The 23,074-nt window shown below is 59.9% G+C and carries 20 protein-coding genes; 13 read left to right on the top strand and 7 right to left on the bottom strand.

Annotated features, from left to right (window positions below):
- Position 1: 1 nt before the first annotated feature.
- The 4 genes from AB4O22_RS14185 (at position 2) to AB4O22_RS14170 (ending at position 4,992) form a co-directional block, all read left to right on the top strand.
- A complete protein-coding gene (locus tag AB4O22_RS14185) occupies positions 2 to 1,012 on the top strand; it encodes an ornithine cyclodeaminase family protein (RefSeq protein WP_460096539.1) in 1,011 nt (336 codons plus the stop codon).
- A gap of 28 nt (positions 1,013 to 1,040) precedes the next feature.
- Positions 1,041 to 2,057, top strand: coding sequence for a dihydrodipicolinate synthase family protein (locus AB4O22_RS14180; RefSeq protein WP_223471237.1), 1,017 nt, complete (start codon positions 1,041 to 1,043; stop codon positions 2,055 to 2,057).
- A 16-nt stretch (positions 2,058 to 2,073) separates the two neighbouring features.
- Complete coding sequence (locus AB4O22_RS14175) at positions 2,074 to 3,543, top strand: NAD-dependent succinate-semialdehyde dehydrogenase (RefSeq protein WP_460096537.1); 1,470 nt, start codon at positions 2,074 to 2,076, stop codon at positions 3,541 to 3,543.
- A 315-nt stretch (positions 3,544 to 3,858) separates the two neighbouring features.
- Positions 3,859 to 4,992 carry an FAD-dependent oxidoreductase gene (locus AB4O22_RS14170; protein WP_223471233.1) on the top strand — a complete coding sequence of 378 codons (1,134 nt, stop codon included), beginning with the start codon at positions 3,859 to 3,861 and terminating at the stop codon, positions 4,990 to 4,992.
- 98 nt (positions 4,993 to 5,090) lie between these two features.
- On the opposite strand, the gene AB4O22_RS14165 is transcribed toward AB4O22_RS14170, so the two are convergent.
- The gene (locus AB4O22_RS14165) at positions 5,091 to 5,825 is read right to left on the bottom strand and encodes an EthD domain-containing protein (protein WP_460096535.1); all 735 of its coding nucleotides are present in this window, start codon (positions 5,823 to 5,825) and stop codon (positions 5,091 to 5,093) included.
- Positions 5,826 to 6,092: 267 nt separating this feature from the next.
- Complete coding sequence (locus AB4O22_RS14160; RefSeq protein ID WP_155252598.1) at positions 6,093 to 6,233, bottom strand: hypothetical protein; 141 nt, start codon at positions 6,231 to 6,233, stop codon at positions 6,093 to 6,095.
- A gap of 734 nt (positions 6,234 to 6,967) precedes the next feature.
- Here AB4O22_RS14160 and AB4O22_RS14155 point away from each other — a divergent pair.
- On the top strand, positions 6,968 to 7,987 hold the full coding sequence (locus tag AB4O22_RS14155; RefSeq protein ID WP_028236553.1) for a substrate-binding domain-containing protein: 1,020 nt from the start codon (positions 6,968 to 6,970) through the stop codon (positions 7,985 to 7,987).
- Entirely contained in the window at positions 7,975 to 10,998 is a 3,024-nt protein-coding gene (locus tag AB4O22_RS14150; protein ID WP_460096534.1) for an EAL domain-containing protein, read from the top strand. The genes AB4O22_RS14155 and AB4O22_RS14150 overlap by 13 nt, the downstream gene beginning before the upstream one ends.
- Positions 10,999 to 11,043: 45 nt before the next feature.
- On the opposite strand, the gene AB4O22_RS14145 is transcribed toward AB4O22_RS14150, so the two are convergent.
- The 4 genes from AB4O22_RS14145 to AB4O22_RS14130 form a co-directional block, all read right to left on the bottom strand.
- Complete coding sequence (locus AB4O22_RS14145; RefSeq protein ID WP_460096533.1) at positions 11,044 to 11,532, bottom strand: hypothetical protein; 489 nt, start codon at positions 11,530 to 11,532, stop codon at positions 11,044 to 11,046.
- 191 nt (positions 11,533 to 11,723) lie between these two features.
- Complete coding sequence (locus tag AB4O22_RS14140) at positions 11,724 to 12,524, bottom strand: autoinducer binding domain-containing protein (RefSeq protein ID WP_223471225.1); 801 nt, start codon at positions 12,522 to 12,524, stop codon at positions 11,724 to 11,726.
- An 80-nt stretch (positions 12,525 to 12,604) separates the two neighbouring features.
- Positions 12,605 to 13,189, bottom strand: a complete 585-nt coding sequence (locus tag AB4O22_RS14135) for an anthranilate synthase component II (RefSeq protein WP_003200640.1) — start codon at positions 13,187 to 13,189, stop codon at positions 12,605 to 12,607.
- Positions 13,186 to 14,667 carry an anthranilate synthase component I family protein gene (locus AB4O22_RS14130; RefSeq protein ID WP_460097822.1) on the bottom strand — a complete coding sequence of 494 codons (1,482 nt, stop codon included), beginning with the start codon at positions 14,665 to 14,667 and terminating at the stop codon, positions 13,186 to 13,188. Before AB4O22_RS14130 ends, AB4O22_RS14135 begins: the two co-directional genes overlap by 4 nt.
- 645 nt (positions 14,668 to 15,312) lie before the next feature.
- On the opposite strand from AB4O22_RS14130, the gene AB4O22_RS14125 reads away from it, so the two are divergent.
- The 7 genes from AB4O22_RS14125 (at position 15,313) to AB4O22_RS14095 (ending at position 21,691) form a co-directional block, all read left to right on the top strand.
- The gene (locus tag AB4O22_RS14125) at positions 15,313 to 16,665 is read left to right on the top strand and encodes a phenylacetate--CoA ligase family protein (protein WP_460096532.1); all 1,353 of its coding nucleotides are present in this window, start codon (positions 15,313 to 15,315) and stop codon (positions 16,663 to 16,665) included.
- 8 nt (positions 16,666 to 16,673) lie between these two features.
- Positions 16,674 to 17,219, top strand: coding sequence for a GNAT family N-acetyltransferase (locus AB4O22_RS14120; RefSeq protein WP_223471223.1), 546 nt, complete (start codon positions 16,674 to 16,676; stop codon positions 17,217 to 17,219).
- Between the two features lies 1 nt (position 17,220).
- The gene (locus AB4O22_RS14115; protein ID WP_003200648.1) at positions 17,221 to 17,904 is read left to right on the top strand and encodes an iron-containing redox enzyme family protein; all 684 of its coding nucleotides are present in this window, start codon (positions 17,221 to 17,223) and stop codon (positions 17,902 to 17,904) included.
- A 3-nt stretch (positions 17,905 to 17,907) separates the two neighbouring features.
- Entirely contained in the window at positions 17,908 to 18,519 is a 612-nt protein-coding gene (locus tag AB4O22_RS14110) for a flavodoxin family protein (protein ID WP_003200650.1), read from the top strand.
- Between the two features lie 5 nt (positions 18,520 to 18,524).
- Positions 18,525 to 19,430: a DMT family transporter gene (locus AB4O22_RS14105; protein WP_003200651.1), complete on the top strand. Its 906-nt coding sequence runs from the start codon at positions 18,525 to 18,527 to the stop codon at positions 19,428 to 19,430.
- Positions 19,417 to 20,301 carry an alpha/beta fold hydrolase gene (locus AB4O22_RS14100; protein ID WP_460096529.1) on the top strand — a complete coding sequence of 295 codons (885 nt, stop codon included), beginning with the start codon at positions 19,417 to 19,419 and terminating at the stop codon, positions 20,299 to 20,301. Before AB4O22_RS14105 ends, AB4O22_RS14100 begins: the two co-directional genes overlap by 14 nt.
- Positions 20,302 to 20,485: 184 nt before the next feature.
- Positions 20,486 to 21,691 carry a DSD1 family PLP-dependent enzyme gene (locus tag AB4O22_RS14095; protein ID WP_460097821.1) on the top strand — a complete coding sequence of 402 codons (1,206 nt, stop codon included), beginning with the start codon at positions 20,486 to 20,488 and terminating at the stop codon, positions 21,689 to 21,691.
- Positions 21,692 to 21,735: 44 nt separating this feature from the next.
- Here AB4O22_RS14095 and AB4O22_RS14090 read toward each other — a convergent pair whose 3' ends face one another.
- Entirely contained in the window at positions 21,736 to 22,956 is a 1,221-nt protein-coding gene (locus AB4O22_RS14090) for a multidrug effflux MFS transporter (protein ID WP_460096527.1), read from the bottom strand.
- Positions 22,957 to 23,074 lie beyond the last annotated feature (118 nt).

The following is a 23,074-nucleotide window of genomic DNA, read 5'->3' as shown; positions in this document are numbered from 1 at the left end:
TATGCATCATACCCAAGAGTCCCAAGTCATTACTCCGACGCTTTTTCTCAGCGACGCCGATGTTGCCTCGCTTGCCGACTGGAGCACAGCCGTTGCCGCGCTCGCGCAGGCGTATGCCTGCCCTACGACGGATGCCACGGTGCCGCCTCGTTCCATGGCCCGCGGCGACGGTATCTGGCTACGCAGTTTGACTGCTGTACCTCCCGCTGGCGGCCAAATGGGCTGCAAGTTGATCGCGGCGTCCATGCGGGCTCGCTGCGCCAGCTACCTGATCGCATTGTTCGACCAGCAAACCATGGCGCTCAGTGCCCTGATCGACGGCAATCGGGTGACGGGGTTGCGCACCGCTGCAACCGCTGCGCTGGCGGTCGATCTATTGGCGCCTCAACGAGCGCTGCGGGTGGGCGTGATTGGTGCCGGGTTTGAAGCGCGTGGCGCGCTTGACTGCCTCAAGGCCGTGCGCGATGTCGCCCGTGTCAGGGTGTTCAGCCCAACGCCCGCGAGTCGCGAGCGCTTTGCCGAAAGCTTCAGGCCGGGGCTGGATATCCAAGCGGTGAACACTGCGCAAGAAGCCGTGCAGGACTGCGACGTGGTGATTTGTGCCGCACGCAGCCGTGACGAGTCTCCGGTGTTGCAAGGGGCATGGCTTTGTGCCGGCGTGACGGTCGTATCGTTGGGTTCCACCTTGCCTGAGCAACGGGAGGTTGACCCGGTCACGATGGAGCGAGCCGTCTGCATCGTCGCGGATATGCCGCAAGAGGTACTTCACGATACCGGCGACGCCATTGCTGCGATCAGCGCCGGTGTTTATGTCGCCGACAAACTGGTCGCGCTGTCGGATCTGGTCGCGGGTCGCGTCAATCCGCGCCAGAAAGAAAGCGACATCGTTCTCTACAAATCGGTTGGCTCGGCGCTGCAGGATGTCGTCATCGCACAAGCGTTGTACGAGCGCGCCAGGCAACAAGGCCTCGGCATCGAGCTGCCTGCCAGCATTGTCCCTGTCTCGAAATAACCCCTCCACTGTTCGAAGGAAAATCATCATGGCCACTTACAAGAAAGCTGATGCCCGCGCCTGGGCCCGTGAATACCTGGTGGGCTGCTCGGCTGTCACCATCCCCAGCTTCAGTGCTGATCTGAAGCGCCTCAATGAGCGTGGCATCCGCCACGACATCGAGCACACGGTTGGCCTGGGTTACAGCAGCACGTTGCTCTGCAGCGAGCTGACGATCTCTGCCCAGGAAAACGCTCAATTCACCGCCTGGGCTCGTGAGTCGGGGAAAAACCTGATCCTGTTCTTCCACGCGGCCTTTGGCACGCTTGCCGAGAATGTCGAGGCGGTGAAGCTCGCCGAGAATGCCGGTGCGGACATCGTCCTGCTTTCCTATCCACCACAGTTCTGGCCGACCAGCGAGCAGGAAATCTACGACTACACCAAGGCATTCTGCGACGCGACGGACCTTGCCGTCATGCTCTTCCCGATTCCGCTCTGGGGCTTTGAGCGCGTGCATCCGGCGGGTATGTCGTTGGAGTTGGTCCGTCGCCTTCTGGCCGATTGCCCGAATATCGCGGCCATCAAGTCCGAGCAAGGGTTCCCGTTGCCAGCGGGCATTTGCGAGATGTACTACCACTTCCGTGATCAGGTGGTGATCAGTTGCCCGATTGAAGGTGACGCAATCCCGTTGATGAGCCTGATGAAACTACAGTTTTCCGGCACCAGCAACACCGCCTGGATGAGCGACTATTACCCGAAAGCTTTCGAACTGGCCCGCACGGGCCGCTTCGAAGAAGCGATGGAGCTGTATTGGAAGGTCAACCCGGCACGCAGTGCCAATGGCGCCGCTGCGCAAAGCTATGCCGGCGGTACCGGGGTGCTCAATCGCACGATGTGGAAATACCAGGACTGGCTCGCCGGCTTCAACGGCGGCCCACTGCGTGCCCCGGCGATGCGCGTGCCGGATCGCCTCATGAAATCTTTGCGCCAAGGGTTGGTTGCGGCGGGCCTGCCGGTGACTTCGGATCCGGATAGCGCGTTCATGATCGGGCGTCACCCTTGCTGATTAAGAGGATTGCAAAGTGAAGCATTTACTTAAGGATCCGACGCTGTGGCGCACCGGTGCCTACATCGCCGGCGAGTGGTTGAACGAGACGCCGCACGGTCGGTACACGCTGCGTAATCCGGTGGATCAAGCGGTGCTGGCCGAGTTGCCACGCTGCCGCGAAACTGAAGTTCGGCACGCTATCGATACGGCGCATGCGGCCTTTGGTCCATGGCGACGCTTGACGGCTAAACGCCGCGGCGAGGTGTTGCGCCGTTGGTATGAGTTGATGGTTGAACATCGTGAGGACATCGCCACGCTGATTACCCTGGAGGAGGGCAAGCCGCTGGAGGAGGCGCGGGGTGAAGTCGATTACGCCGCGTCGTTTGTGCGCTGGTTTTCCGAAGAAGCCACACGGGTGCGCGGTGATTTGATTCCCGGCGTTAAGGACACGCAGCGCATTGTGGTACTGCGCGAACCCATCGGGGTTTGCGCCGCGATCACGCCGTGGAATTTTCCCGCGGCCATGATCACGCGCAAGGCCGCTCCGGCGCTTGCGGCGGGCTGCACGATGGTCGTGAAACCGGCCAGCCAGACGCCCATGACCGCCCTGGCCCTCGCTGAACTTGCGCAGCGCGCGGGTGTGCCGGCTGGTGTGTTCAGTGTGATTACGGGGAATGACACCCGAGACATTGCCGGTGAACTCACGGCCAACCCGTTGGTGCGCAAACTCACCTTCACCGGGTCTACGGAAGTGGGCCGCTTGCTGTTGGCGCAAGCGGCGCAGACGGTCAAGAAATGCTCCATGGAGTTGGGCGGCAACGCGCCGTTCATTGTCTTCGACGATGCCGATCTTGATGCGGCAGCCGACGGGGTGATGTTGGCCAAGTTTCGCAATGGCGGGCAGTCCTGCATCGGCGCGAACCGGGTGCTAGTGCAGTCAGGGATCTATGACGCACTGGCCGAGCGCATCCTCGAGCGCATGGCACGCTTGACGGTGGGCAATGGCCTGGAGCCGGGTGTACAGGTCGGGCCGTTGATCGATGACGCGGCGGTACGAAAATCCCAGGCCCTTGTTGATGATGCGCTGGCGCAAGGTGCTCGACTGCTGTCCGGCGGCAAGCCTCATGCGCTGGGTGGGTGTTTCTTCCAGCCCACCTTGTTGGCTGATGTGACTCATGAAATGCGGGTCGCTCGCGAAGAGATCTTCGGCCCGGTCATGCCACTGGTGCGTTTCGACAGTGACGACGAAGCCATTGCGATGGCCAATGACAGCGAGTTTGGCTTGGCGGCGTATCTGTACAGCCGTGATGCGGCACGCATCTGGCGTAACGCCGCGCGCATCGAGTCGGGCATGGTGGGCATCAACTGTGGTTTGATTTCAAATGAAGTCGCACCCTTCGGCGGCGTGAAGCAGAGTGGTCTGGGGCGAGAGGGATCTCACCTTGGGATCGACGAATTCCTTGAAGTTAAATACCTCTGCTGGGATGGCTTGGAAAGCGTTTGAACTAACGTCGTGAAAGGCCGATGGATAGCGGTTCGCATGAGCCGCAGTTCGCCGGCCCTTTTTATTTGTTCTGCCGCAAAGGCAGGCATCCCGGTCAAGGCGCCCGGCTCATCTGCGAGACCCATCGCCGCCAGCGATACCTCGGATTGTGCAAAGCGATTTCAGCGCTGATATCCGATTCGATAGTCTCGTGGCTGATCCGGCATTTGCGTCGGCATTCCATGTTTCTGCGGCATTGACGCGATGACGCCGCAGCGCTTGTCGGTGCGCCATGCAATGTCTGCCCGAGTGAATAAGAATAATTAGGAGAGCGTGATGATTGCAGCAGTCAGTAAGGTCCTGGTGATCGGAGGAGGGTTCTCCGGTATGACCGCGGCTATCCAGCTCGCCCGTCAGGGCATCGAAGTGGACCTCGTCGAAATCGACCCTTTGTGGTGTCCTTTGGGAGCGGGAATTACGCTCAGTGGGCCCACGCTGCGAGCACTTGATACGGTTGGGATTCTGGAAAGGGTCGCTGGGGAAGGGTACCTGTCGACCAATTTCGACGTGTTTTCACCGGTGGGCGACCTGATCGTGCAATTGGCGCTTCGACCGCCGGTCAGCGATAAACCGATTCCCTGTGGTGGCGGTATCCTGCGCCCGGTGCTGGCTCGAATCTTTGCCGACAGGACGCGGGAAGTGGGTACCCGAGTACGCCTCGGCATCACCTATGACAGCGTCATCGAGCGTGACGATGGCGTTGAAGTGTCTTTCACCGACGGGACCACTGAACGCTATGATCTGGTCGTCGCCGCTGACGGTGTGCATTCGCGCACACGAAAGGACTTTTTCCCGGAAGCACCCTCGCCAAAACCCATTCATCAGAGCGTCTGGCGCGCGGTGCTGAAACGTCCGCCGGAAATCGTACGGCCCAGTCATTGGCTGGGGCGCACCAAGGTCGGCGTCAATCCGATTTCTGAAACGCATATGTACATGTTCCTCATGGAAAACCGCGAGTTTTCCGAGTGGATCGATCCGGCCAGTTGGCCAGGCGAAATGGCGCGTCTGCTGGGTGAGTTCCCCGCCCCGATCCTGCAAACGCTTGTGCCGCAACTGTTCGAACCGGGTGCCAATATCGACTACCGTCCGCTGGCCAATTTGTTGGTGCCGTTGCCTTGGCATAAGGGCCGCGTTGTGATGATCGGGGACACGGTGCATGCCACCACACCCCATCTGGCGTCCGGGGCCGGGATTGGCATCGAGAGTGCCATCGTGCTTGCTGAAGAACTGTTCGCCGACAGCGATCTACAGGCTGCCCTGAGCCGGTTCGAAGCGCGGCGTTGGGAGCGTTGCCAACTGGTGGTCGAGAACTCTGCACGGCTGTGCGAGATAGAAAAAAGTGCGGGTGACAAGGATGAGCATGCCCAGATCATGCGAGAGTCCACTGCTACGTTGGCTGAACCTATCTGAGTGATTCAGTCCCTTCGGCTGGATGCCCTTGAATCACTTCAGCATCCAGTTCGAAGAGGGGCAGTGGACTTGATGCAGTTAATTAACTCATTAAATGTTTACTGGCCCAGATCGAAAATGATGACCTCCTTGACGTATACGAAAAAAGATTCCGACGGTAGCAAGACCCCTACGTCAGACAGCTGCTGGAACAGTGCTCGCTGATACTGACGAAAAACAGAAAGATCGGCTTCATTTTCAAACCACAGGCTGGAGGTGCCTTCGTATACCGCGATGTCTGGCCCGAAATAGGATGTCACTTGGTCACCCTCGGGGAGGTATCTGGAGCGAGTGTGCCGACGAAGCGCTTTTTGGAAGTCCGGGTATTGATTGGCAACCGTGTCGTGAGCTGATTCCCAGGCGGTGAAAAAGGCCTCCAGTTGCACCGTTGGGTTCTTTTTCAGGAAGACGATCGCCTTCCATTTGGAGGGGGCGGCACCGGCATTGGATATCTCGACTTCATCCATCAACTGAGCGGCCTGTTTTGACAGGTCGGCGAAGTTTTTTGCATCAGGCCCAACAGTTTGTTGGGTATAGGGATCGCTGAAGGTGTGAATCAAACCTGACATATCATCAAAAAATAATTCCGTGACGGAGTCCCGGTGAAATGTTTGTGTGTAGACGTTATCGGAGTCAACGCCAAACGCCGAGTCGATGACATGATTTTGCACGTATCGTTTGACGCCCAAGGGGTTAGCCCGGGCGATTTCTCCATGCTGGTGTTCTATATAGTTCAAGAACTCAGCATGCGTCATGCCGGGTTTGCGGCGTACGGCAGCTAGCATTTTAATCATGAGGGCACTCGCGTCTGGTTGGGGTTGATGACATTGGTCTTATCGTTCTAAACATTGGATGCACTTTTGCAGGCGGTATTCACCGTGGTGATGTTTTAGAAACAAGATAAGACCAACGTTGTCCTCCAAACCAATCAGGGTTTCTGCTAGCAGGTATCACGTAAGAACATGCTTGATGCGTCTTTACCTGGCTGAGGCCTCTGCCAATGCTGTGCGTATAAGCCCGGCCCTTTCCTCCGCCGGACCCTTCCGGCGAAAAACATATTGCTAAGGCTGGGCTGCGGTCTTGGTGGAGACAATCTTGCCGTAACCTTCTACCGGCAGTGTCTCATGGACCACCAACGTACGTTCTTTGCGACACTTGAACTTCACCCCTTTGCGCGGCGCCATGACTCTGGCCGTCTCCATGCACATTGCCTTGGAAGCAAAGGTTGGCCCTGGTTGTCGTTCATCGACACAGCCTTCGAAGCCACTGCAGATCGTCATCACAACAAAATAAACAGTCATCATCTCGGTGTTGCTCCATTGAGTGATGCGATTGATTACTTCCTGTAGTCCAGGTCGGTGGCCTAAACGTTTTGCGGGGTTGCTTGCGGATGATGAGCTTCGATTTGAACCCCCAGCAATGGCACATTGGTACCGTGCGTCGGGAAACCGTCACTGTATTAATTTATTTTTATTGGGTTGGTTTTTATGCCAATAACTTGGCGCCATGGCGGCTGTAGTAGACGCTTTGAGGAGCGGTCGGGATAGCCTGCAGGCACCGATATTCAGGCGTTAAAAAGGAAAGGGGTGGGATAAAGGGAAATGCCGCTCAGTTAAGAAACGAAACCTGTGGGAACGGGCTCGCTCCCGCTGGAAATTCCCTTTACCCACAAAGGAGCTGATGGCAGCAGAACCGACTATTCTTTCGGAACACTGCATTCTTGGCAAAAAGGGACGTCATGCCAGACATTGATCGCACCACCGGCCCCAGACACGGCATCACATGCGGTGATCGAACCTGTTCGATTGGGCCCAGGTTAGTAAGGCGCTGGCGACTGCGAATGGCCTCAATAGCGGTTTCCTGTGTTTTCATGGCCACTTCCGGATACGGTCAGGACCTGCCAACCGCAGCGGGTCTCGAAAAAGCCACGGTCACGGTGATTCAAGCGCAGGAAATCGTTTCCAAGGCCACCCTTGGCGCCGTTCGCTGGAGCGGCCCTGAATCCGGCCCGCAAGCCCAGCGGGGCAAGAACATCGCGCTTGTCGCAGAAGATTTGCGTAACGGAGGCATTGTCGGTGTCGCGCAGGGTGCCCGGGAGGCCGCCAGCGCGTTGGGCTGGACGCTGAAGATATTCGATGGTGCCGGCTCATCGGCCGGACGCGCAAAGGCGTTCTCCGATGCCCTGGCCGCGAAGCCCGACGGCCTTATTCTGTGTGGCTCCGATGCCCTTGAGAACAAGGCGGCGCTGCTGCTCTTCGCCAACAAGGAGGTACCGGTGGTTGGCTGGCACGCCGGAGTACGCCCGGGGCCGATTGACGGTACGCCGGTGGCCATGAACGTCACCACCGACCCGCTTGAAGTGGCGCGCCTCACGGCCATGGCGGCAGTGGCGCAGTCAAACGGACGCGCCGGCGTGGTCATCCTGACCGACTCCAAGTACAGCATTGCCATGGCGAAAGCCAAGGCCATGGAAGACGTCATTCGGGCCTGTCGTGAATGTACGTTGCTGGAGGTGCGCGATGTGGCGATCTCCGAAAGTGGCGAGAAGATGCCGGCGATCACCAAGGAATTGCTTCAGCGCTATGGCAAGCGCTGGACCCATACGCTGGCTATCAATGACATCTATTTCGACTACTCGATTGCCTCGCTGACCAGCGCCGCCATACCCAGTGATGGCATCAGCCTGTTGTCTGCCGGTGACGGCAGCGCTTCGGCTTTCCTGCGCATACAGGCAAAGACCTACCAGACCGTTACGGTGGCCGAGCCGCTCAACCAGCACGGCTGGCAAGTGATGGATGAATTGAACCGGCTGTTTGCAGGTCAGCCAGTGAGCGGCTTCGTCGCGCCGATTCATTTGGTCAATAACGACAATATCGCCTTCGATGGCGGGAAAAAATTCCAGTACGATCCTGACAATGGCTATCGAGACATCTATCGCCACCAATGGAATCCCTGACGTTGGATATGACTTCCCGGTTTGGACGCCAGCTCTTGCCACAATCGCTGCGCGCACAATTCACCCTGGCGTTCCTGACGCTGGCGCTGCTGATCCTGGCAGGCGGTGCTACGGCGGTCTACGCACTGCGCACCTCAAACAGCGCCACTCGCCAGTTGACGGATGAACGACTGGTCCGCATGCAAAATGGGCAAGACATGGTGCAGCGCACCTTGCTGATCGAACGCCAGACCGACCAGCTTCTGACCACCCGTTCCCCGGACATCCTGCGCTCAAGCTATGCGGCGACCGTCGAACAGCTTGAAGCGCTCGATCAACTGGTGCAGCAACTGACTGCCGCAAACAGTGGCGTGGCGATACTCGACATGCATCAGTCGAGTCAGATGTTCCGCAATACCGCCAACATTGTTGCGCAACTGCGAGAAAGCCTGCTGCAAACCGAGGTCACCTTCGAGCAGGCCCTGGAGGATCACACCGCTCGATTGACGGCGACCAACACCCGGGCCAGCCTGGAGCTGGCGGTGCTGCTTTTCGATCTGCCGCAGGCGGTTGACAGTGAGGCCGTGCAACAGCTGCGGGCCCGATATGAGCGCCTGCCACGCACCGCAGGCGCATTATCCGACGCTGACGTGCAGACGCAGGATCTCTTCTCCCTGCGCCAGACGCTCATCGATCAACATAACGTCCTGCAGCGCTTCAACGAGCAACTCAAGAACGAGGCCGGGGGCCTCGTCGCGGTGGCCCGTACGCAATCGAGCGCCTACACCCAGGACTATCGCGAAGCGGTGCAGCGTCTGGTCGAGGCCTCGAATCGCAGCCAGCAATGGGTGCTGATCATGTTGGGCGCCAGCCTGGTGTTCGCCTGGTTCGTGACCCGGGTTTTCATGGGCCGTCATGTGCTCGTGCGCCTGAATGAAATAAGCCGGCAATTGCGTCAGGAACACACGGACAAAACGCATTTGATGATGGCCGACCATGGGAAGGACGAGATCGGCAACATGGCGCGGGCGGTGAATCAATTTCTCGAAGACCGGCTTCAACTGGAGAAAAGAACGGCCCAACTGAGTATCGCCACAGAACGGCTTGCCGTGCAAAACGACCGATTGGAGCAAGAAGCGATCATCCGTACCGGACAAGGTCATGTCCTGGAGCTGATCGCCAGGAGCACCGAGCTTACAGAAGTCCTCGACAGCCTGGCTCACCTGGTCGAGTCCCAACTGGAGGGCATGAAGGTGTCCATCCTGCAGCTGGACGAGGAGGGCAAGCACCTGCTGCATGGGGCTGCACCCAGTTTGCCGAAAGCCTATTGCCAGCTCATCGATGGAATTGAAATCGGTCCGAACGTTGGTTCATGTGGCACCTCGGCCTATCGACGAGAGCCGGTAATCGTCACGGACATCGAGCAGGATCCACTATGGGAAGCATACCGTTCACTCGTTGCGCCCTATGGATTTCGCGCCTGCTGGTCGACGCCGATCCTGTCCCATGAGCGAAAGGTCTTGGGTACGTTTGCCTTGTATGCCAACACCGTGCGTAGCCCCAGCGCGGCCGAGACGCAACTGATTGACCTGGCGACACCGCTTGCCGGCATTGCGATAGAACGCCAACTGACCGAAAAACGCATTCGCTTCATGGGCGACCATGATGCACTGACCGGGCTGCCGAATCGCACGCTGCTCGAAGACCGCCTCAAGCAGGCGATGCTTTATGCCCAGCGCTATAACCGGCTGGTGACAGTGGTGTTCCTCGACCTGGACAAGTTCAAACTGGTGAATGACAGCCTTGGGCACAGTGCCGGGGACGAACTGCTGAAAACCGTCGCCCAGCGCCTGCTGGGGTGTGTACGGCGTACCGACACCGTCGTGCGACTGGGTGGCGACGAGTTTGTGATCATCCTGTTCGACCAGCCCTCGGACCTGGACGGCGTGACGCCAGTCCTGCACAAAATCCAGGAAGCCATCCTGCGGCCGATTCAACTGAGCGGTCATACGCTCCACGTCACCTGCAGCATGGGATTGGCCACGTACCCGGCCGACGGCGGCGATACCGACACGTTGCTCAGCAATGCGGACGCCGCCATGTACCGGGCCAAGGAGCTGGGGCGCAACAGCTTCCAGTTCTATACGAGCGAGATGAATAACAAGGTCCAGGGCAAGCTCGCCATGCAAGATGGGCTGCGAAGCGCACTCTACAACGACGAGTTCCTGTTGTTGTACCAGCCACAAGTGGATTTGCAGTCAGGCCAGATCATCGGCGTGGAGGCATTGATCCGCTGGCAGCATCCCGAGCTGGGCATGGTCTCTCCCATCAAGTTCATTCCCCAGGCCGAAGAGACCGGGCTGATCGTACCCATCGGCGACTGGGTGATTCATACCGCCTGCAGGCAGAACAAGGCGTGGCAGGATGCCGGCTGGCCGCCGATCACCATGTCGGTGAACATTTCGGCTCGCCAGTTCATCGAAAGGGACCTGATCGACCGAGTGATGCATGCCTTGCAGGAAACCGGACTGGACCCGATGTACCTCGAGCTGGAGCTGACCGAAAGCCTGATCATGCAAGACCTTCAGCAAGCCATCAGCAAAATGAAGGCCCTGCAAGCCATGGGGATCAGCCTCTCGATCGACGACTTCGGCACCGGCTATTCCAGCCTCGCGGCATTGAAAAGCTTCCCGATCGCGAGGCTCAAGATCGACCAGTCTTTCGTGCGCGATCTACCCGACAACGAGAACGACAAAGCCATCGCCACCGCCGTGATTTCGTTGGGGCACAAGCTGAACCTCAAGGTCATTGCCGAAGGTGTGGAAACCGAGGAGCAGCAAACCTTCCTGCGTGAAAACGGCTGCGATGAAATTCAGGGGCACTTTTTCAGCAAGGCGGTCAGCGCGGAGGAAATCAGCCGGTTACTGCGTACGTCCAGAGTGTCTGAACCAAGCCGCCTTGCCAGCCCTGGTTCGGTCAGGCAAAAAAAACGCGATGTAAAACGCCCGAGCGGTCCAGTGTCCGGACGTTGATGACTCTGCCTTTCTGTATTTCCGGAGAGAGGGTATCACCGGATCTCAGGAAGCATCCTGCTCATAGCTGCAACCCACGTAGAGATCGCTGTCCTTGTCTTCCGTGGAGACCACTCGCAGGGTAGCGCCGTTACCGAGGCTGCGCTGATAGTCAACGTAGCCGTCGGTATCCAGGGTCTTTTGCAGTTTCAGGGTGCTGGCGAGCTTCTCTGCATCGGCCTTCGGGCTGCTGCTTTTGGCCTGGAGGAAGAAGCTGAAGCGGTCGGTCATCACCAGGGTGGTCGACGACACGCCGTGCACCTTCAACGCCGGGGTGGCTTGCCAGGCGCCGCCGCCCCACGGGCTGTGCGCTTCATCCTTGGTGAGCGTCAGTTGCTCGGCATCAACCAGGTCGTTGAACTCGCCCACCTGCTGCGCGTTGGCCTGGCACTGCGCCAGGGCCTTGAACAAATCGCTGTGGCTCGAGCCAGCGGCCGAAACAGTAAAGGTGGACAGGCACCCGGCCAGGGCGACGAGACCAAGAGAGATTTTCATGCCGACATCCTTGTTTCAGTTCAATAACAGGTGATGGATACCCGAGGTCAATGGCTGCAGGCTTCGGGGAATGAACGTGCTGCCCGGCTGTACAAGGGCCTGCGCTGCAGGTCGGAAGCTTGCCATTGCTGACTTGAATATGCCATCAGGTTATCCCTGAGGATGGACTGTCGTAGAAACCACTTTTGTGCTCATTCCTGGCATCGGTAAGTCGGCGAGATAACGGTCGGCATGACCAGCCCACAGGCCACCGCGGCACTGACGGCCTGCTGGCGGCTTACCGAACCCAGCTTGCGTCGGGCATTGAGCAGGTGGAAGTCGATGGTGCGTTCGGAGCAGGTCAGGATGTGGCTGATCTCCCAAGTGGTCTTGCCTTCGCTGGCCCAGTACAGGCAGTCCATTTCCTTGGGCGTCAGGTCCTGGCGCGGTTGGGCAGGCCGCTGCAACTGATGTCGTATCCCGGCGAGCAGGTAGGGGATGAGCATGAACAGTTGGTAAACGGCGGGGTTGGAAAAACCCTTTTGTTCGGTGATCTGTGTGTCGTCGAAGGCCACGCTCAGTGTTCCCCTGAGCATTTCGTAGCGCAGCGGGATACTCACGCCGCTGCGCAGGCCGTGTTGCTCGCGTTGCTCCCAGAAGTGCCGGGAGCGTCCCCGGGCGCGCCGTCGCTCGCTGTCCCAGAAAAGCGGCACCAGTTCGCGTCGACAGTGCCTGAGTATCGGGTCGATCTCGATCAGCCCGTCACAGCGGTAGTGTTCCAGCCAGCGTTTGGGAAAGGTGGTGATGAGGCCGGCCAGAGGGTCGGTATCCCTCGGCGCTACCGGCCCCAGGCTGATGAGGTAGCTGCCGAAGCCGAGTTGGCGCAGCACTTTGTTCAGCAGGCGCTCCCAATCGCAACGGTTGGCATCCTTGGCGAGGCTCGTGAAGGCGGTCAGCGTAGCGGCACGCTCGGCCTGGGTCCGGCCGCAGGCGGGGGAGTGGTGTTTGTCCATAAACGGATCGCTCTAGTTGTAGCAGGAATGAAGCAGTCGCAGTACGGGGAAGGAAGGGGCGCATGCCCCTTCCGGGAGGATCACTTGTGCACGTGACACCGGATGAAACTGCGGAACAGGTCCAGGCCGTTTTCGGTGAGGATGCTTTCAGGGTGGAACTGCACGCCCTCCACCGGCAGGTGGCGATGGCGCACGCCCATGACATAGCCGTCGTCCGTGGATCTGGACGTGATCTCCAGGCAGTCGGGTAGCGGCTGCTCGCTGATCATCAACGAGTGGTAGCGGGTCGCCCGAATCGCATGTGCCTGGGTGTGGTCATAGACGCCCTTGCCATCGTTCTCGATCGTGCTCACCTTGCCGTGCATCACGTGTGGGGCCCGGCAAACCTGGGCACCGAAGGCCAGGCCGATGGCCTGGTGACCCAGGCACACACCCAACAGCGGCAGGCGCCCCTGAAAGTGCCTGATCACTTCGATGTAGCCCACGTCGGCCGGATGCCCAGGCCCAGGGCCCAGCACGCAGAAATCCGGCGAGAACGCTTCAATGCGCTGGATGAGGTCCGGTACGTCGTGGCGCTCGACATGGGTTTCCAGCCCCAGTTGTTCCAGATACTGGCTGATGATGAAGACGAAGCTGTCATAGGCGTCGATCAAGAATACTTTCACAGTGCGATCTCCTGGCCGGTCACTGCCCGGTAAACGGAACCCATCTTGTACAGCGTCTCTTTCCACTCAAGCTCTGGCACCGAATCGGCTACCACCCCGGCGGATGCACGCAAGTGGTACGTGCCCTCGTCGAAGACCGTCGAGCGAATGCACAATGCGGTGTTGACGCTGCCATCGAAACCGACCAGGCCAAGGGCCCCGGCATAAATGCCCCGGCGGTTGCTCTCCATTCCCTCGATCAGCTCCATCGCCCTGACCTTGGGCGCGCCGGACATGGTGCCTGCGGGGAACGAAGCCTTGATCACGTCGTAGGCATCCAGGCCTGGGCGCAGCAAGCCGCGAACGTTCGACACCATGTGGTAGAGGTGCGAATACTCTTCCACCAGCATGAACTCATCGACCTCCAGCGAACCCGCCTGGCACACGCGACCGATATCGTTGCGACACAGGTCGATGAGCATCAGGTGCTCGGCGCGCTCCTTCTCGGAGCGGGTCAGCTCCAGGACCAACTGAGTCGGATCGACGCCAGGTTTCTTGCCCACGGTGCCGGCGATCGGGCGCATCTCGATCAAGTCGTCCTTGATCCTGACGAACAGCTCGGGGCTGGCGCCGATCAGGTCGATACCACCTACGTGAGCCAGGTACATGTAAGGGGAAGGGTTGCGCAGGCGCAGGTTCTGGTACACGTCGAACGGTGAAACCTGCGAGCGGATGCGAATCTCATGGCCGAGCTGGATCTGGTAGACGTCGCCGGCGCGGATGTGCTCCATCGCCACTTCGACACGCTCGACGAATTGCTCCGGGGTCACCGTGCGCTCTTCCTCGAAGCCCTCGGGGTACGGTAGCGGAGCCAGCGACTCGGCTGCCGGGGTTGTGCTCAGGAAGGGGTAGTCCTCCAACGTACGGGGCGACCAGAGATCGTGGTTGTTGATCAGGGTTTCGACGATGCCATTGCTGTGGAAATAAACCAGGGTCTGATAGACCGACAGGGCAATGAGCGGGTAGTCGTAGGTCTGTTTGGCCAGATCGGGAAGTCGCTCGATCAGGCGAACGCAGTCGTAGGAGAAATAGCCGAAGAAGGCCAGGCTGGAAGGGGCATTGGCCGCCGGTTGGAACGTTGCCTGGATCGCCCGGAGCAGGTTCCACGCCGACTCGCTGTCGGGTAGATGGATCTTGTGTTGCGGGTCGACCTGCATGCCCGCTTGCCGCAGGCTGGCGGACAGATGTTCACACAGGGCGGCGCAGCCTCGCAGATGGGCCTGGCCCTCGTTGATACACACTTCGAAAAGCGGTTCGAGCCCGATGATCGTCGCCCGGCGATCACGGCTTGGGCCGGACAGTGATTCAAGAATGAAAACAGACTCGCGACCCAGTTGTTCCAGTGCATTTGCATATATGCCAAGTGCATCCGTAGGTCGACGTTCTTCGCGGCGAAGAACATTCACGCCAATTAGATTTTTATTCACGGTTAATACCATATTCAAGGTGTAACGATTCAGGCGCTCGATTAAGAGAGCGCCACGGGAATATAAAGCGCGCAGGCACTTTAAATGCGTGTTGACGGATGTTCTGAATAGACGGGGCGGACGCTGTTCATGTCGCGCGCACTAAAAAGCTCGCAATGGATTGCAGCCAATTGTTGCGCAGGGCACAAGGCGCGAGCGCCTTCGATTTCAGAGGGGAAAGATCAGGACGTTGCTGGCAGGCAGCAGACAGGCTCCGGTCTTCGCTAGATTAGCGACGCCAGATATTGCTTTTGAAGATGGCCAGAATGGCCCGGGAACAGCTGTCGGGATAGCTGTGGGAGGAACTGATAGCAGAAAGGTGATAGTACATTTTTAGACATCCCAGTCTTGGCTAAGCACTGCGGGAATAATTGGCAGTGCGGCGAAATTACCAGCGTGCCCTGGGGCTGTCAACTGCTGAGGGAATATTAATATTTCATTCATTTCTGAATGTCGACGAGGCGAAGAGCTATCCCTACGCGTATGTAACCGCGCGTGCTTTTAACAAGAAACTCGTGCGCGCACAACTGCGAGATAGCGCAGCTGGGTATTTGTAAGTTCTGTTACTAACGTAGCGGCCGTTGAGTTCCAGTAACCCATCAAACCTGAGCGGCTGAAATGAAAGAGCATTTAGAGACATTCAAGAAGCGGTACGATCCGATTTATCATGCCTATTGGACCGACATCCTCAGCGACACCGAGCTGGCGGCCTGGCACCAGGCACAGTTGCGGGAAGTGGTCGGCCACGTGAAGCGGTCCTCGCCGTTCTACTCCAGGCACCTTGCCCAGGTCGACGAGCGTTCGCTGACCTTGGATGACCTCGCCACCCTGCCATTCACGACCAAGGATGATCTGCGCGAAGCAGGCTTCGACATCTTGTCCGGTCCGCTGGAAGACAGCATCTTCTATTACGAGACCACGGGAACCACCGGGCCCGCCACGCCATGCCCACGGGACCGCAAGGAAAGCTACGCGAGCAATCGCCAGCTGGCGATGGCCTACCAGGCCGTGATCGAAAAGCACTTCCCGGGCGAAAAGACCGTGGTCGGCATCATGGGACCTACCGAGGTCCATTCCTTCGGTGACACCCTGGGTGATGTCTGCACCCAGCTCGACCTGTGCAACGCCAAGATCTGGCCGCACTCACCGGTGATCGGCTGGCCCAAGGCACTGCAACTGCTCAAGGACCTGCGGATCGGTGTGCTCGCATCGGCGCCGGGGCTGTTGCTGGCCATGGCCAAGGAAGCCGAGCGCCAAGGCTTGAACCCACGCGAGGACTTCGCCCTGCGCGCGTTCATGATGAGCGGCGAGCTGTGCACCCCTGCATTGAAGAACAACCTCTACAGCCTGTGGGGCGCGCAGGCCTACAACAGCCTGTATGGCTCCCAGGAAGCGATGATCATCGCGGCCTGCAACGCCAACGACCAGTTGGTGCCGCATCGCCTCAACTACATCATCGAGGTGCTTGATCCCAAGTCCGGGGAAAGCCTGGGCTGCACCGGTGACGGTGAGTTGTGCGTGACCATGCTGATCCCTGGCAGCAAGCCGTTGATTCGCTACCGCACGGGCGACCTGGTCTCGATCCAGTCGCGCCCCGGCTATCCGCAATCGATGCGCCAGACCGTCAAGGTCGTCGGTCGGGTGAAGGATGCCGTGCAACTGAACGATCGCGCCTTCTCGGCCGCACAGATCGAGCAGGCGCTGCTTGAAGGCGTCGAACAATGCCTGGGTTACCAGATCATCCTCAGTCGCGCCAATGATCGCGACACCGTCATCGCCAAGCTGGAAATGTCGCGCTTCTTCGAAGGCGATCGTGGGCGTCTGGTGCTGCTGATCAAGGAGCGCCTGCGCGAACGGCTGGGGGTCGATGCGACGGTTATGGTGGTGGGCGATCTGGCCGAGCATGTGAACCTTGGCAGTTGGTTCAGCTGGAAAGAAGCGCGCATCGTCGATCAGCGTCAAGGCCAGTGAGGTCAGCGATGAGCCTGTCTGTTCGCGTGATCGACAACGCCAATGAACTGTTCGAGTCCGTCCGGCAACTCAGGAGTCGCTACCTGGGGACCAACCCGGCACGGGAGGATGACTTCGAGCGCAGGGAGCAGGTGCGCGACGCCTTGTCCTATCACTTGGTCTACCTGGACAAGGGCGAAGTGGTCGGGACATTGCGCGTTACGCCGTTGGGCCATGGCCTGAGCTTCGTCGAGCGAGCGGTCGACGTGCAGGCCTATTTCGAACAATCGACGGATGCCTTCGATGCCAATCGCCTGGTGCTGGACGAGCGATACCGCGGCGGTCGGCACCTGCGCATGTTTCTCCTGCAAGCGGCCATTTGGCTGAAAGCCAACACCCACCTGCGATTTATCTCGGCACTGTGCCGCGGCCAATTGGCTGCGCTCTATGTCGGCCTGGGCGGGCGCGTGCTGGTGGATGACGTTACCTGGACCGGGGAACAGGTCGAGCGGCGCTACAGCCTCGTGTACCTGGAACTCGAAAGTGTTTACCTCAATGTTAAAGGAGCCAATTGAAATGCAAGCATTCTTCAAGGAACTCGACGCTATCGTCGACGCAGGCTGGGCCCAGATCAAGCAGGGCGCCTACTGGAAATTCAGCCTGGACAACCCAACGCCGCCAGCCCTCTACCAACAGCTCATGCTGCAGGTCTACCACTACACCCGCTACAACTCGGTGAACCAGGCCGCCTGCGCCTTCAGTGCCGATCCAGAGGAAACGACGCTGCTGCGCTTCGTCTACAAGCACGCCCTGGAAGAGCTGGGTCACGAGCGCATGGTGCTGCGTGACCTGGAGTCGGTCGGGCTGCTGCCGCAGGCCATGCCGGCCCCCCTGGCGCCGACCCAGGCACTGATCGCCTTTCTCAACGATGTGGCTATCCGCAAGGGGCCGATCGCTCGCCTGGGCTACAGCTACTGGGCCGAGGACGTCTACGAGCACATCCAGCCTATCCTGGAACGGTTCCGTGCCGACCTGGGCTTGAAGGATGAGCAGATGACCTTCTTCGTCGCCCACTCGACCATCGACGAGAAGCACGCCGAGGAAGTGCGTATGGCGATGCAGCGTGCGGTGAAGACCGAAGAGGATCGTCGTCAGATCAAGGAAGTGGCACGCGTCACGCTGTGGCTGACCGGGCAGTTGATGGAAGAGGCTTTGCGCGCCTACCTGGCTGGCGAAGAAGGGTTGCGGGAGGCGTCCTGAATCATGAATCTGACCATCATTGTCGGGTCAAGCCGACCTTGTGGTGTCAGTGCACGGGTGGTGGCGCTGGTGCGCCGCCACCTGGGCGAGGAGGTCGCGGTCGATGACATCTGGCTCAAGGATTACCGGATCGACTACTGCGACGCCGACAACGCCTGTTCCGACCAGGACTGCCAAGTGCAGGACGACGTCGGGCAGTTGGTGGCGCGGCTGGACCGCGCCGATGCGGTGCTCTATCTCCCCGTCATGCATGCCTACGGCACCAACAGTCGCTTCCAGGCGTTTCTGGAACGAGTCGGCTATGGCTTCCTGCGGCCACGGGAGCGTCCGCTGCGCGACAAGCTTGCGGCGATTGCGGTCGTCGGCCGACGCTATGGGCACACGGCGGTTTTCTCCCAGGTCGCGCTGAATGTCCTGCTCAACAAAATGATTCTGGTCGGCTCGGGATTTCCGCCGTGCTTCCAGACCCAACTGGCCCACGATCCTGAAGCGGAACAGGCCCTGCGCGAGACATTGGACCGGCTCTGTGAGCATCACTGTCGACTTAACCCCCCAGCCCTTGCGACAGGCAAGCCGGAAAGAATCCTGCGGCCCATTCAATTTCAGAAGGGATAACTGTCATGCCATTGAAAGATTCATTGCTCGCGCTACTGGTCGCGTTTCTCTGGGGCGCGCAGGTTACCGCAGTGAAAATCGGCGGCGCCGAGTTGCCGCCTATCCTCATGGTCGCCATGCGCTACGCGATCATGGCGCTGTTTCTCCTGCCGCTGCTCAAGCGCGTCAAACGTGAACAGTTGGCGTCCGTGGCCCTGATCGCCACGATTACCGGGACCTTGCATTTCGGTTTGCTGTATTGCGGTATCGCCCGGGTAGACGCCTCTACCTCGGCGATCATCTATCAACTGGCGGCACCGTTTACCCTCGTCCTGGCATTCGCGTTACTGGGGGAAGTCCTGAAACTGCGACTCCTGGCGGGCATCCTGCTGGCGTTCGCCGGCGTCCTGGTGCTACTGGCTACGCCATCGGCGGGCGGGACGTTTATCGGCATGTTGCTGGTGGCGCTGGCGGCCTTGGCATTCGCTGCCGGGTCAGTGTTGACCAAGCGTCTCGGGCCCCTCGATCCGCTGGCCTTGAGTGCCTGGACGGCGGTCATCGCCGCACCGCAACTGTTGCTGTGGTCGTTCGTCCAGGAAGGCGAGCAATGGACACGCGTCTACACGGCCAGCGCCCAGGCGTGGTGGGCGGTGCTCTACACCGCGCTCAGTGGTGGTCTGCTGGGGTTCGGCCTGTGGTTCTGGTTGCTCGGCCGCAACTCGATGCAGCAATTGAGCCCGTACCTGCTCCTGGTGCCGGTGTTCGCGATCGCTGTCAGCCAGGTCATGCTCGCCGAAGGTTTCAGCCAGCGCCTGGTGATTGGCGCCGTGTTGACGCTGTCAGGTGTGGCGCTATGCCAACTGCGCCTGCCGGCAAGATTCTCCCTCAAGGCGGCTAGCAAAGGACAAGGGGTGGCGGATGAACCGCGTTGATCGACTGCTGCTCGGCACTTTGCGCCTGGTCCACCGCTGGCAGTTCGGTTTGAAGCTGCGCTGGCACAGCGGTGCGCATGGACGCCTGGCCTATCTGCAAAGCCCTGCACGGCAACAGCGGACGACACTGGTCATGCTCCATGGCTTGGGCGCCAGCAAGGATCAGTGGGGCCCTGCGATGCTGGGCATGGCGCGCCATCACCATTGCGTTTTCGTCGACTTGCCGGGGCATGGCCAATCCGTGTACGAGGCGGGTGCCGGCTTTGGACCCCAGGCAATGCTGGCGGAGCTCGAAGGCTTGCTGGAAACGCTCGTCGAGGGGCCCTTCGTGCTGGTCGGCAGTTCTTTGGGCGGGTGCGTGGCCGGGCTGTATGCCGCCAAACACCCGCAGCGTGTCAGTCACCTGGTCTTGCTGGCGCCTGCCGGTCTGGGCGAGCAAACGCTAGGCCCCACATTGAAAGCCGGCCTGCAAGGGGCGGGGACGGTGTTTGGCTATCGTACGGTCGAGGAGATGAAGCGCTTCTGGAGCCTGGTGTTCAAGGCGCCGCCCGAGGTAGGAGGACGCCTGGCCCAGGCCATGGCGGCCAGCGGCAAGTCGAGGTTTGCCACGGTGCAGCGGGTCGTCGAGGATTTTCGACGCGAAGGCCTGGACGTGCTGCTCGAACGGCTGCCACAGATTGCTTCGAGGACGTTGCTGATCTGGGGCCGGCATGATCAGGTATTCCTGCCGGCGACCCTGGAAAATCTGCTCCAGCAACTGCCTGATGCACGCGGCGAGTTCATCGAGGACTCCGGGCATGTGCCCTATCTTGAACGGGGCGCCGATGTGGTGGCGGCGATCACGCGGTTCATTGCAACGTCCAGGGGTTAGAAGGTTCGATCAAAGCCTGGCCGCCAAAGTCCCCTTTCTGACCTCCCATAGCCTCAACAGCCGGGTACCGCTGCCGTAACGTGCACTTGACTGCGCACGCAGAGGGAGCGTCCTGATGAATCGTAGAACCTTTATGCTCGGCGCCGCCGGAGTGGGTGCATTGATGGTCGGGGCGGGGGCGTTGTTGCGTCCGAGCGATCGCGGCAGCCCTTACAACGAGTATTTCCGCGCGCTGAACCAGGAGCTGAAGCGCCATGGGCCGATGCGCCCCGTGATGCTGATTGACCTGGACCTGCTCGATCACAATATCAATGTGGTCAAGCAATCCGTCACCCGTGCTGGTAAACATTTGCGCCTGGTGGAGAAATCCCTGCCATCACCGGGACTGCTGACGTACATCGCCAAACGTACCGATACCCGGCGACTGATGTCGTTTCATCAGCCGTTTCTCAATCACGACGCGGTGACCTTTCCCGAGGCAGACATTTTGCTCGGCAAGCCTTTACCGGTACGCTCGGCCGAGGTGTTTTACCAAACCCACAAGGGAACCTTCGACCCTTCCAGGCAACTGCAATGGTTGCTCGACACCCCCCGGCGGCTGATGGATTACCTGGCATTGGCGCAAGGCCTGGGCATCCGGATGCGGATCAATATCGAGCTGGATGTCGGCCTGCACCGTGGCGGAGTCGCTGACCACGCGCTGCTCGGCGAGATGCTGACGCTGATCAGTGCCCATCCGCAGCAGCTCGAATTTTCAGGTTTCATGGGGTATGACCCGTTTGTCGGCATGGGCGTGCCCAGGGTCCTCGGTTCGTCACAGGCGCTGTTCGACAAGGTGATGGTCATTTACAACGGCCATGTGAATTACCTGCGTGAGCACTTCCCTGCGCTTTGGCACGAAGGGCTCACGCTCAATACGGCTGGCAGCGCCAGTTACGCTATACATGAGCAGGAACGCTTGAGCAGCGAGGTCTCGGTGGGGACGGCATTTCTCAAGCCGACCCATTACGACCTGCCATCGCTGGCCGAGCATGTGCCGGCGGCCTTTATTGCAACGCCCGTGCTAAAGAGCACGGGGGCCGTCAACTTCCCAGTCCTGGATGACAAGTCCCGATTGTTCTCCTGGTGGGACCCTAATCAGCGCGCGACATTCTTCCTCTACGGCGGTAACTGGATGGCCGAGTTCGAGTCGCCCAAGGGGCTGCAAAGCAATGAGCTTTATGGTCGCAGCTCCAATCAGGAAATGGCCAATGGCTCATCGGCCGTAGGGTTGAACGTGGAGGACCAGGTGTTTTTACGGCCGACCCAGACTGAATCCGTGCTGCTGCAATTTGGCGATTTGCTGGCCGTGCGCGGCGGGAAGATTGTTGAAACCTGGCCTGTGTATTGATCGGAGCCTGAAGGTGAGCTTTTGGCTTGGCCGAGAAAACGCCCTCAAAGACGACCCCGAAACAGAAACAGCACCAGCGCCACCAGGCAGGCCGTCGTCTGAATCCCACCCAGCGTCGTGACCGGCGCGAAACTCAAGACCGAGGCCAGCCAGGTGGTCAGCGCAGCCGCACCCATGGAGAGAAAACCCAGCAGTGCAGAGGCCATCCCGGCTTCTTTGCCGAAAGGGCCCATGGTGATTGCCGTGCCCAGCGGATTGGCCAGGCCCATGCCCCACAGGAAGGTGATCATCGAGAGGGCATACCACCCAAGACCAGGCGCGGCGGGACCGACGAGCAGCAGGCCACCGCCGGTCATGGCGCAGGCAATGCCCACGAGTGTGGCGATTCGGGCGCCATGACGATGCGCCAGGCGCGGGGCCGCCATGCCGGCTGCGAACACCACGAATACCGTAGAGGCGAAATACAGGCCGGTCTGCAAAGAGGTCAGGCCGATACCTTGCATCAGGATGGCGGGCGCCGCCGCGAAGGAGGCGAACAGGCCGCTCATCAGCAGGCTCATTGAAAGGGCTGGGAGGATGAAGCGCTTGTCCAGCGCCAATCTGCCATAGGCGAGCACCACGCTCTTGGCCGAGTGCGGCGCCCGGCGATCGGCGGGATGGGTTTCTCCGAGGTCGCGCACGTAGAAAAAGGCCAATACCACGGCGGCCAGTCCCACCAGGATGAAGATGGCGCGCCAGCCGAGCGTGACGGACAGGACGCTGCCGGCCAGCGGCGAAAAACCCGGCGCTGCGGCCGTGGCGATCATCGTCAGCGACAGGGCCCGGGCGAGCGTCTCGCCTTCAAACAGATCCCGGGCGATGGCGCGCGACAGCACCGAGGCTGCGCACACCCCCAACGCCTGGACGACGCGTCCGGCGATCAGCACATCAAGGGTGGTGGCAAGGCCGGCGATGACGGTGCCGACCACGAACACCGAGAGGCCGCCAAGCACCAGCTTCTGGCGCCCGTAGCGGTCGGCCAGTGGCCCGACCACCAACTGGCCCAAGGCGAACGTGATGAAGAAGCTGGACAGTGTCAGGCCGAGCTCGCGAGCAGTCACGCCCAAGTCTTCGCCGATATCCGCGAACGCCGGGAGAATGATGTTGGTAGACAGCATGCTGATCGCCGCCAGGCCTGCCAGCAGCGCTACGACTTTGCCGGTCAATGGTTGTGTGGAGGCGTGCGGTTGGGTACTGGCAATCGCCAATGAAGTTTGGGCTTCCATACATCCTCCGGCGTCAAAATGATGGTCGTAATATTTTGCTGAATATGATGATCGTCATCTCTGGCGTCAAGCTAAATATCGGGAGGGCGCAGGTGTCGCCCTCAAAGCGGCAGCGTTC

The sequence above is a fragment of the Pseudomonas sp. S3_B11 genome, from assembly GCF_054667715.1.
Note: the sequence above shows the minus strand (reverse complement) of the source record. Positions and strands in the feature narration are given on the sequence as shown.